This is a genomic window from Coleofasciculus sp. E1-EBD-02, from assembly GCF_040218245.1.
Lineage (GTDB): Bacteria > Cyanobacteriota > Cyanobacteriia > Cyanobacteriales > Coleofasciculaceae > Coleofasciculus.
This window is the reverse complement of record NZ_JAVJQN010000032.1, coordinates 56,117-66,954: the sequence shown is the minus strand read 5'-3', so window position 1 is coordinate 66,954 and position 10,838 is coordinate 56,117. Positions and strand designations below refer to the sequence as shown.

Here is a 10,838-nt window from a genome sequence, read left to right as displayed (position 1 = left end):
TTCCAAGCTTGGGCTAATTGTCTAAGCGCAAACTGGGGGGCGCATTTGCTCACCTCATAGTACCAAGGGCAGATGGGTTTAACCAGCGCTACTAACCACTTGTGTAAGTCAATCCCAGTGGGGAACTTGATTTTATCCTCTCTTGTGTCCCGGTTGTGGTCAAGTATTTGCTTGGTTAAACCTAGACCCCAATTCCACGCATGGCGGGAAACGCCACAATGTTTAGCTAATGCGGTTCGCTGTTTGTTGTTGAGTTTTAGCTCGGTTTTAAATCCTAATAGCATTATTGAACATCCGGGTCTTCCGTACTTAGTGTGCTAAACCATTAGCTGCACTAAAAGTTTCTAAAACTTGTGCTTGTCTTATGAGGTCTTGCTTTTGGTCATGGCTTGAGACACGCGCATAGTTGATTGTGATGCGCTCATCTAGAGTCCCAAGCTCTCTTGGTGTAATGCGCTTAATATCGGCTAGAAAAAATCTTCTCTGCCCTGAAGGTGAGCGCTCCGAACGGATTTTCCCTGAGTCTGCCCACCTTCTTCGTGTGATTACTGAGACACCTAGCTCCTTAGCCGCGTCTCCTATGCTCATTGTTACTTCCGGTGTTTCCATATCGTTTACTGATACAGTCTTCACTCTATTATCTCCTCAAATCAAAAGAGATGAAAAGAGGTGATTAGGGATTTGGTTACAGTTCTCAACCCCCCCGCACCTGGAGTCCCCATCAATCTGGAAGCACCGCATGGTCATTATTTCGCAAACGCCTCAGTAACCAATCGAATCGGGCTTGGGCAAGGGGTACATTATCAACGACTTCTTGGGATAACTCTTCAGTCTCATTCTCGTCCTTAAGCCAATCGGTTTTGGCATAACCCAGATATCGCACCGTACCCCGTAATCGAGTAGACAGAAAAATCGCGATCGCACGATAGAAGCGTGAGGCAAATCCTTGGTCTTTTTGCAGTTTTTCCAGGAGATGATGACGCGGAATGGATAAAATCAGAGAGGGTTCCACCGCCTGAACCGTAGCTGAGGGCGGACGAGTATCGGCAAAAGACATTTCCCCGACAACTGCACCACTGGTTAAGCGAGCGATTGTCTTGCCTTGCAAGGCAGAAACTGACACGGATAACGTTCCCTCTAGCAGAATCAGCAGGGTATCGATGGGCTTACCTTCCTCAATGAGGAGGGTTCCTGCGGTAACTTCCTTTCGGTGTCCCACAGCGAGCATCCAATCCATGTCATCGTCATTCAGTTCACCGAGTAAAAAAAATACTTTTTTCATCGTTATTTGTCATTTGTCATTTGTCATTTGTCATTTGTCATTTGTCATTTGTCATTTGTCATTCGTTATTGGTAATACTCGCCTCTATCCCGGCAAGCTACGTCTTTTGGGGTTGGCAAGGATTTGAGAAATATTTACAGAACGTAATTATAAGTGCATAACCTATAACAATTCAGAGATAGGGGAATACATCAACAACGTTCTATCCCAGAGCGGCGATGGGTGAGAACCTGCCGGATTGGTTAGAATTATAACTTTTAACAAAAGCGCGATCGCTCTTTCTGTAGTTGTCTGTCAGAATTCCCGGTGCGGGGAAACGTCAGCCCCCCATGCCCGTCTTACTCGATCATAGACCGATTTAGATTATGCCGAAACTCAAGCGCCGTCATTTTCTCCAAATAGCCGGATCAACTCTCGCTACGGTGGGTTTGAGCCAATTGGACTTAATCCGCCAAGCAAATCGCTACGCCCAAGTTCTCGCCCAAAGCACTCCCCGCAAATTGGCGTTATTGGTTGGCGTGAACAATTATCCCGCCCCTATCCCTACATTACAGGGATGTTTAACTGATGTGGAGTTGCAGTATGAATTGTTGGTGCGACGCTTTGGGTTTAATCCCCAGGATATTCTCATGGTGACTGATGAAACCCCGATTCAACCCACCCGTCAAGGCATTATCGATGCGGTGGAAGCCCATTTAATTCAACAGGCAAAACCGGGAGATGTGGTGGTTTTTCACTACTCTGGACATGGTTCACGAGTGATTGACCCCAACCCGATTAATCCCGATGATTTGAATAGCACTATAGTTCCCAATAATCGTCAGATTGAAACCGGGAAAGAGACGGGGAAGGTGCGGGATATTATGGGCAGAACTCTGTTTTTGTGGATGTCCGCCTTGGACACCGAAAACGTTACCGTCGTCATGGATAGCTGCCATTCTGGGGGGGGATTGCGGGGAAACTTTTTAGTTAGGGCGGTTCCATCTCGCCAGGGGAGTGGGGATGATCAAGCCAGTCAGGAGGAGTTTGAGTATCAGCAGCAGTGGTTATCGCGGTTGAATATAACCCCAGAACAATTTCAGCAACGGCGTCAGCAGGGGATTGCTAAAGGTGTGGCGTTGGGTTCAGCAGCGCAAAACCAATTGGCGACGGATGCACCATTCGGGGATTTTCATGCGGGGGCGTTTACCTATTTACTGACGCGATATCTTTGGCAACAACCGATGAGTGAACCGTTGAGTACGGTATTTGTGAATTTGGCGCGGAGTACCAAGGATGTGGCAAATTCGTCGGGTATTATCCAAGATCCAGTTTATGAAGTGAAACCAGGGAGCGATCGCGAACAGGAACCGATTTACTTTTTGAACGCTTCAACCCCAGCCGCTGAAGCTGTGGTACGAAACATAGAGGGCGATCGCGTGGAGTTTTGGTTGGGGGGAGTCTCGTCTCAAAGCTTGGATGCGTTTCAAGAGGGGGCGATTTTTACGTTGATGAATCAACAGGGACAAGTTCAGGGGGAAGTGGAACAAACCTCACGGGTTGGTTTAGTGGGGTATGGGAGAATGCGATCGCAAGGGCGGGCAATTCCCGGAGAGGGGATGTTAATGCGGGAACGAGTACGAGGCGTTCCGGCTGATTTAAGCTTACGAGTGGGACTTCATCCCTCACTGGGAGAGGATATTTCAGCCGCCCGCACCGCCCTACAGTCGGTGAGTCGGGTAACGGTGGTGCCAATGAATCAAGAGGCTGTGGTGGATTATATTATCGGGCGGATGACGAATGAGGCTATCCCCCAGGCGCAACACCAAGGGATGAACCCATTACCCCCCGTGGGCAGTTTAGGGGTATTTACGGCGGGATTAATTCCGGTTCCCGATTCCTTTGGCATGTTGGGAGAGTCGGTAGCCGCCGCAGTTAATCGCCTGCGCCCCCGTTTAAAGGCGTTACTGGCGGGGCGGATATTGCATCTGGTTCTCAACAGCAATACCTCTAACTTAAATGTGGCGATGACGATTCAGCCTGTGGCGGGCGGCGGATTAGGGATTCGGGCGGGGAGTCGGGCGGCGGAAAATGCCGGGGTAATTCCCACAACCATTGCCAAGACTAGCTTTAAACAGAACACGGAAATTCAGATAGAGGTAGAAAACCACGAGAGTCAAGCCATCTATGTGGGAGTATTAGCGATCGGTTCTAATGGCGATATTGTAGTGTTATTTCCCTATTGGGATGCCCCAGAAGATGCGGCATTAGTTACACCTGGACAGCATTTAATTATACCACCTCCAAGTAACCCACCCACGGAAGATGATTTTCACTTTATTTTAGACGGAGTTGGTTTTGTGGAACTATTAGTATTAGCCAGTACAGAACCTTTGCGGGATGCGCTGAAGGGCGTGCAGAAAATTGCCCGAACCGTGAAAGCCGATTCTCGTCAACCCTTACTGTTAGCCGAAGATGAACCCGTGGAAGTAATGGAAGCATTTGTCAATGATTTGGATCGCCACTCCCGTGGGGCTGGGATTAAAATTTCACGCGGGATTCGTGGCGTAGACACCCAGAAGCTAGCGGCATTTTCAGCAATGATTGAGGTGATTGAGTGAATTAAAAGCGTAGAAGAGTAAGGCTGATTATCAACTCTAAACCCAAACCGTAAAAACATAAAGAAAATAGGCTAAATAGGAAATCCCAATTAGCCCAACACTAATTCGACCTGTCATCGATTGATAACTTTGGACTAGCACAACACAGCTTATAATAACAGCGAGAATTTCCAGAATAGTGACAATAGTGCCATAATGATGCGGGTCCCAATAGGAAACCGGACTCTGGAACCGCCAATTGGAAAACGGAAAAAAATGCCGATGGGCATCATTATGATGCAGAGGAAAATCACCGACAATATGTAGAAACATGCTGGAGAAAAAGACTATACCAATCTGGGAACCCAACCAGCCGGTAAGAACTAAGCCAAAGACAATTAGGGGAATAGAATTAAAAACATCAATAAAATTTTGCCAGTTTTCTTGGTAATACGCTTCTCGCCAAATTTTCATTTCAGGTGTCCCCTTAATCGCTTTTTCCACAAAGTAAAACACAAACATCGGGGCATCAGGGAGTAATGCACCGATGATGACTGGAGTAAGAATACTGGAAGTATCCTGACGTCCTAGGCATAGCATATTAATAATGATGTGGGCTGGGGTATTCATGGTAGACAGGATAGAAAACGCTTTGATTAAGCCCTAATTACTTTATTGTAATTGTAGGGTGGGTTAGGCGGATATTTAATCAAGGAAATAACCGCTAAATGTTCTATCCGCCGTAACCCACCAAACCCTTCTCTATTTGACATTAAGTCCGGTAGCATGGAATTTTTTTAACGCAGAGGGACGCAGAGGTAAACGCAGAGTTACGCAGAGTTTTCGTCAGAAATCTGGATATCAGCAAACCGAATACAATTTTTGACTGATACAGCAGAGTAATGGTGTTTAAGTCATGGAAAAATCGTTCCCTGTTCCCTATTCCCTTTCTTGACATTACTCACAGTAATTGTAGGGTGGGTTAGGCGGATATTTAATCAAAGAAATAACCGCTAAATATTCTATCCGCCGTAACCCACCAGACCAAAACCGTTCCCTGTTCCCTATTCCCTGTTGCCTGTTTCCTTTCTTGACATTACTCACAGTTCACTATTTCAGTTTTACGATTAAATTGAACAGGTAAATCTGATTGTTCTACCGTAACTAAGTGATACGGTTGAGTGATTGCCATTGTTGTGCCACAGTTCCGTCCCGGTTGCTGTTCTACAGCGTTAATCACCAGCTTATCATCCTTCATCAGAATATCTTTAATTTCAACACTATAGCCACCACTGGGTTTATTGCCTAGTCCAACTCCAATCACCATGTTTTCAGTAAAGTCAACCTCAGGTACTGATGGTGTTGGTATATCAATTGAATGAAGATTCCCAAAAAATTGCTCCCATGTCCCTTGATCGCGAATTATTGTCTCAAAGGGTTCTTCTAGTCCACTATTCCAGTTTTTTTCTAAGGTGTTAAACGCAACAGTATTGGATGGGCTTTCTGGGTCTTCTAACATCCTTAAGTCCTCTTGGGCTTGGCTTAATAGTTTTGTGCCACTACACAGGGATGTGGTTAAGCGATTATCTGAACGTGAGGCATAGACGAGGTAAGATTCTCCTTCAGTAAAATTGAAACCGCAACTCGCACTGGAATCGGATGTCATCACCATTAATCGGCGTCTTTCTTGTCCTTTCCAAACTTCGGACACTTCAAACATGACTCGTTTTTGCGGAAACGAGAATTGGGGACGTTGGTGAGTCCGACGAGGAGTAATTACATTAACGACTCGACCCGAAAAGACAGCATTAGCCGATTCAAAATGTTGCTCAGGGGTAGCTCGCATACAACTACAAGCTTGAGCCGATTCTGCTGATATGATAAATAGGCTGGCGGCAATCATGAGTAGTTTTTTCATTGATAAAACTCCTAATAGTTGTGACAAGATGTTAAAAGATTAAGCATTTGAATTGTCAGACTTCCCCTTTGACCTCTTGTCCTAATGAAATGTTCCAGGTCTCATGAATTAAAAAAAGGTTTTATCATAGAGATAAGATGAGTAAGCGAGATGATCAGTATCTGTGATATCCTCGGCTAAAGTAACCCCTCTAGTCAATAATCCCGATCGCCTAGAACGTCGCCTGAAAGAAATCCCGACTGAACCTGGGGTTTATCTAATGCGTGACGGGAGCGATCGCATCCTCTATATTGGTAAATCAAAGAAGCTGCGATCGCGCGTTCGTTCCTATTTCCGTAACACTCAACCCCTGAGTCCCCGTATCGCCATGATGGTGCGTCAGGTGGCGGAGATTGAGTTTATTGTTACCGATACGGAAGCCGAAGCCCTAGCATTAGAAGCGAATTTAGTCAAGCAGCATCAGCCGTATTTCAATGTGCTGCTCAAAGATGATAAGAAATATCCCTATATTTGTATTACTTGGTCAGAAGACTATCCGCGTATCTTTATTACCCGCAAGCGGAACCTGAGAAAGGAAAAAGATCGCTATTATGGTCCCTACGTCGATGTCGGGTTGCTGCGAAGTACATTACACCTACTCAAGCAGATTTTTCCCCAACGTCAGCGCCCCCGTCCCCTGTTTAAAGACCGCCCTTGTCTTAACTATGATATTGGGCGTTGTCCTGGGGTTTGTCAACAGCTTGTTTCACCGCAGGAGTATCGCCAGATGGTGCAAAAAATGGCGATGGTGTTTCAGGGACGAACGGGGGAACTGATTGATATCCTATCCAAAAATATGGAACAAGCGGCGGAATCGCTGAACTTTGAGTTAGCCGCGAAAATTCGGGATCAGATTAAAGGGTTGAACGCCCTCAGTGCTGACCAAAAAGTTGCCCTACCCGATGATACCGTATCACGGGATGCGATCGCGCTCTCGGCAGATGCCCATCATGCGTGTATTCAATTATTCCAGATTCGTGCGGGTCGATTAGTCGGACGATTGGGATTTTTTGCGGAAGTTCCATCAGGGGGAATTGAACTAGGGGCAATTTTACAACGAGTATTAGAAGACCATTATCAAACCGTTGACGCGGTAGAAATTCCCAGTGAAATTTTAGTCCAGCATGAGTTAACCGATACCGAGTTATTGGCAGAATGGTTAAGTGAACGGAAAGGGCGGAAAGTGACAATTATCGTTCCCCAACGCCAAACCAAAGCCGAATTAATTGAAATGGTGGAACGGAATGCGAAGTATGAGTTAGAACGGACGCAGAAATTCGCTGACCGCAATAGCCAAGCGATGCAAGATTTAGCCGCAATTTTGGATTTACCGGATTTACCCCATCGGATTGAAGGGTATGATATTTCTCACATTCAGGGGGCGAATCCGGTAGCGTCTCAGGTGGTGTTTATTAATGGAACGCCAGCCAAGCAACATTATCGTCACTATAAGATAAAAAATCCTACGGTAACCATTGGTCATTCCGATGATTTTGCCAGTTTAGCCGAAGTCATTCGTCGCCGTTTTCGCAAATATAAAGATGTAGGGGCGGGTTTAACGGATACCATTTCGCCACAAACCGATAACTTAACTAAACCCGCCCTTTCCAACCACCAGGGAAACCCCGATGTAGGGGCGGGTTTGACCGATACCATTTCGCCACAAACCGATAACTTAACTAAACCCGCCCTTCCCAACCACCAGGGAAACCCCGATGTAGGGGCGGGTTTGACTGATACCATTTCGTCACAAACCGATAACCTAACTAAACCCGCCCTTCCCAACCACCAGGGAAACCCCGATGTAGGGGCGGGTTTGACTGATACCATTTCGCCACAAACCGATAACCTAACTAAACCCGCCCTTTCCAGGGAACAAAAAATCTCTAATGATTTCCCGGATTTAATTATGATTGATGGTGGTAAAGGACAACTCTCCGCCGTGGTTGCGGTATTACAGGATATGAACCTGTTGGATAAAGTCCGAGTGGTGAGTTTAGCCAAGCAACGGGAGGAAATTTTTCTCCCCGGTGAATCCTTTCCCCTCCCCACCGACGCTGAACAACCGGGGGTGCAATTATTACGGCGTTTACGCGATGAGGCGCACCGTTTCGCCGTAAGTTTCCATCGCCAGCAACGCAGTGATACATTACGCCGTTCTCGCTTAGATGAGATTTCCGGATTAGGATTTGCCCGTCAAAAACAGTTATTGGCACATTTTCGGTCTATTGATTATATTCGAGAAGCATCGGTACAACAGCTTGCTGAAGTTCCGGGAATTGGTTCGCGTTTAGCCGAAGATATTTATACCTATTTCCACCCATGAGAATGAAATCCCCTACGACTCACCCCTCTGGCGTCTGGTTGCTGTGGGGGGAGCAGAGGGAGCAGAGGGAGCAGAGGGAGCAGGGGGAGCAGGGGGAGCAGGGGGAGCAGGGGGAGCAGGGGGAGCAGGGGGAGCAGGGGGAGCTACAGTACATTTTTCCTGATAGCGGTGCAAGAGTATGAAAGGGTTTGAGGACTACTTACATAACTTAATAGTGTTGAACTTATTTCGACCAACCTAGTTACCGTTTGCATCCGAAAAACTTGCCTCAATAGTCTGCAAAATCCGATCCAAATCTTGCCCGGAAACATAATCTATAATACCTGTCCAGAATGTCCCCGTGCCTACGGCTCCAGGAAGCAGATCAGAAGCGTCGTAGCGGATGAGTTCATCGTCAGATAATAAGAGTTTCGCTTGACGTTTAGTCACCTGATCGGGATAAACCTCTAAACTCACCTGTTTGTGGGGTGAGATTGACCCTTTGATTCCGGCTAAAATTTCATGGGGTTCCACAGAAATCAAATACTCCATTAACTGCCGTGCCTCTGGGGTATCATTAAACATACCGATGATTTGCCCCCCCACTAACAACGGCACACCTAAATCGGGATCAATGCTGGGAAGTATAAAAATATCAACATCTTCTCCCAACATCACATCATCGGGGAAAAATGAGGAAATAAACGTGGCTTGGTGATGCATATAACATCCAGGCGGTTGCTCGAAAAGTGGCTTAGGTGAATCCCCAAAGAAAATACTCTGAATACCCGTTTTACCCCCGACCACATAGTCAGGATTTAAGGCAATCGTACCAAATTTTTCAAAAGCATTTTTAACGGTTGGATGAGTGAAGGGAATTTCGTGGTTCACCCATTGATCATAAACCTGGGGTTCCACGGTTCGCAGCATGATATCCTCGATCCAGTCTGTGCCAGCCCAACCCGTTGCCTCACCACTGCCGAAACCAATACACCACGGAACGCCCCCATCTGCCACAATTTGGTCAGATAATGCGATCATTTCATCCCAGGTGGTGGGGATTTGATACCCCTTTTCGGCAAAGGCGGCTGGGCTATACCAGACCAAACTTTTCAGGTAGATTCGATACCAGATACCGTAGAGGGTATCATCAACACGGGCTAAGTTGAGCCAGTTCTGAGAAAAGGCTTCTGACAATTGCGCGGGTGACAAAATTTGCTCAATGGGTACGAGTTTCCCATCTTTGGCAAAGTCTGCCATTAAACCAAGTTGCGGGAACAGGGCGAGATCCGGTGGATTTCCGGCGTCAACCCGCACCGGTAACACAGTGGTGAATGCATCCGTTCCCTCATACTTCACCTTTATCCCCGTCGCCTCGGTAAAGGGGGCTACCACTTGTTGGACTTCTTGAATTCCTTTCCCGGTTAGCGTACCCATGAGTGTCACGGTTTTGGTTGACTGTTCTCCTGGAAGATTGCAAGCGGTTAACAGGATTAATAAACTCAGGCATAAACAGGTCAGTTTACCAATTTTGGGAATGAACATCCGTTCTTTCTACTCCAGGGACGCAATGCAGAAATTTTATTTTACTGTGAAAATAGCTTAATGATGGGAACAGTTATCAATCATTCATCTGCGTGTACTCAACCCTAGAAGAGAAATATCAACGTTTGCGGAAAGAACTGATTGGTGGTGGGCTTGCCCTCTTGGGAGTCGCTCTCATTGGTACGCTATGGTACAAACTGGTGGAAGGGTGGTCATGGTCAGATGCTGCCTACATGACGATCATTACTCTGGCAACCGTTGGTTATGGCGAGACAAATCCTCTGGGCGATCGCGGACGCTTGTTCACCATTTCCCTGATTTTAATGGGTCTTATCGCCATTGGTTATATTGTCAATCGCTTTACAGAAGCCCTAATTCAAGGCTACTTTCAACAAGGAATTCGACTGAGGCAACGACGACGCTTGATTGATACCTTAACCAACCACTATATCCTCTGCGGCTTTGGACGTACAGGGCGTCAGATTGCCCTAGAATTTAAGGCTGAGGGGATTCCGTTTGTCACGATCGACTCTCAAGCTGATCAGGTAGAAGAGGCGCGGGAGTTGGGTTACATTGTTGTCCAAGGGGATGCTACTTTGGATAATACTCTACATGCGGTGAGTATCGACAAGGCAATTTGTTTGGTGGCGGCGTTACCCTCTGATGCAGAAAATCTGTATACCATCCTCTCTGCCAAAACCCTCAATCCCAAAATCCGCGCCATCGCCCGGGCGAGTTCTGAAGACGCCGTGAAAAAGCTTCAACGTGCGGGTGCAGATGCGGTGGTGTCTCCCTACATCACCGGGGGTAAGCGCATGGCATCGGCTGCCCTGAGACCTCAGGTCATGGACTTTGTAGATGGGATTATCACCGGGGCTGATCGTTCATTTTACATGGAAGAGTTTCTGATTGATCCCTCAAGCTGTCCTTTTATTGGAAAAACCCTACGGGAAGCCCATTTGCGATCGCAAACCGGGGCATTAGTTTTGGCAATTCGCCGCGCCGATGGCAATCTGATTGCTGGACCTAATGGTGAAACCTCCCTACTATCTGGAGATGTACTCATCTGTATGGGGACAGCCGAACAAATTCGCCTACTTAACCGTGTCCTCAGTCCCCTGCGTTCTCACTGGGTACGACGACCTAAGCATGGTTAAGTAGGTTGGTGCA

The 10,838-nt window shown here is 46.9% G+C and carries 8 protein-coding genes and 1 pseudogene; 3 read left to right on the top strand and 6 right to left on the bottom strand.

Annotated elements, in window-relative coordinates:
• The 3 genes and pseudogenes from RIC07_RS05490 to RIC07_RS05480 all read right to left on the bottom strand — a co-directional run.
• Positions 1-284: helix-turn-helix domain-containing protein (locus tag RIC07_RS05490; RefSeq protein ID WP_446362350.1), on the bottom strand; the 284-nt coding region annotated here is incomplete at its 3' end.
• 37 nt (positions 285-321) lie between these two features.
• Positions 322-609 (bottom strand): annotated as a pseudogene (locus RIC07_RS05485) (IS607 family transposase); the annotation flags it as partial.
• A gap of 112 nt (positions 610-721) precedes the next feature.
• Complete coding sequence (locus tag RIC07_RS05480) at positions 722-1,282, bottom strand: cyclic nucleotide-binding domain-containing protein (RefSeq protein WP_446393628.1); 561 nt, start codon at positions 1,280-1,282, stop codon at positions 722-724.
• A gap of 365 nt (positions 1,283-1,647) precedes the next feature.
• Between RIC07_RS05480 and RIC07_RS05475 the strand changes: the two genes are divergently transcribed.
• Positions 1,648-3,882, top strand: a complete 2,235-nt coding sequence (locus tag RIC07_RS05475) for a caspase family protein (protein ID WP_446393627.1) — start codon at positions 1,648-1,650, stop codon at positions 3,880-3,882.
• A gap of 36 nt (positions 3,883-3,918) precedes the next feature.
• Here the strand turns inward: RIC07_RS05475 and RIC07_RS05470 are convergent, their stop codons facing one another.
• Both RIC07_RS05470 and RIC07_RS05465 read right to left on the bottom strand, forming a co-directional pair.
• Positions 3,919-4,491, bottom strand: coding sequence for a hypothetical protein (locus RIC07_RS05470; RefSeq protein WP_446393626.1), 573 nt, complete (start codon positions 4,489-4,491; stop codon positions 3,919-3,921).
• Between the two features lie 466 nt (positions 4,492-4,957).
• Positions 4,958-5,779 (bottom strand): protease complex subunit PrcB family protein, encoded by an 822-nt coding sequence (locus RIC07_RS05465; RefSeq protein WP_446393625.1) that lies wholly within the window; start codon positions 5,777-5,779, stop codon positions 4,958-4,960.
• Positions 5,780-5,942: 163 nt separating this feature from the next.
• Here RIC07_RS05465 and uvrC point away from each other — a divergent pair, with 163 nt between their 5' ends.
• Complete coding sequence (gene uvrC, locus RIC07_RS05460; RefSeq protein WP_446393624.1) at positions 5,943-8,144, top strand: excinuclease ABC subunit UvrC; 2,202 nt, start codon at positions 5,943-5,945, stop codon at positions 8,142-8,144.
• A gap of 237 nt (positions 8,145-8,381) precedes the next feature.
• Here uvrC and RIC07_RS05455 read toward each other — a convergent pair whose 3' ends face one another.
• Complete coding sequence (locus RIC07_RS05455) at positions 8,382-9,668, bottom strand: ABC transporter substrate-binding protein (protein ID WP_446393623.1); 1,287 nt, start codon at positions 9,666-9,668, stop codon at positions 8,382-8,384.
• Positions 9,669-9,760: 92 nt separating this feature from the next.
• On the opposite strand from RIC07_RS05455, the gene RIC07_RS05450 reads away from it, so the two are divergent.
• Positions 9,761-10,825, top strand: coding sequence for a potassium channel family protein (locus tag RIC07_RS05450; protein ID WP_446393622.1), 1,065 nt, complete (start codon positions 9,761-9,763; stop codon positions 10,823-10,825).
• Positions 10,826-10,838 lie beyond the last annotated feature (13 nt).

Coding starts and splice junctions, on each gene's coding strand:
- RIC07_RS05480 (WP_446393628.1), bottom strand. CDS start 1,282: ATGAAAAAAGTATTTTTTTTACTCGGTGAACTGAATGACGATGACATG.
- RIC07_RS05475 (WP_446393627.1), top strand. CDS start 1,648: ATGCCGAAACTCAAGCGCCGTCATTTTCTCCAAATAGCCGGATCAACT.
- RIC07_RS05470 (WP_446393626.1), bottom strand. CDS start 4,491: ATGAATACCCCAGCCCACATCATTATTAATATGCTATGCCTAGGACGT.
- RIC07_RS05465 (WP_446393625.1), bottom strand. CDS start 5,779: ATGAAAAAACTACTCATGATTGCCGCCAGCCTATTTATCATATCAGCA.
- RIC07_RS05455 (WP_446393623.1), bottom strand. CDS start 9,668: ATGTTCATTCCCAAAATTGGTAAACTGACCTGTTTATGCCTGAGTTTA.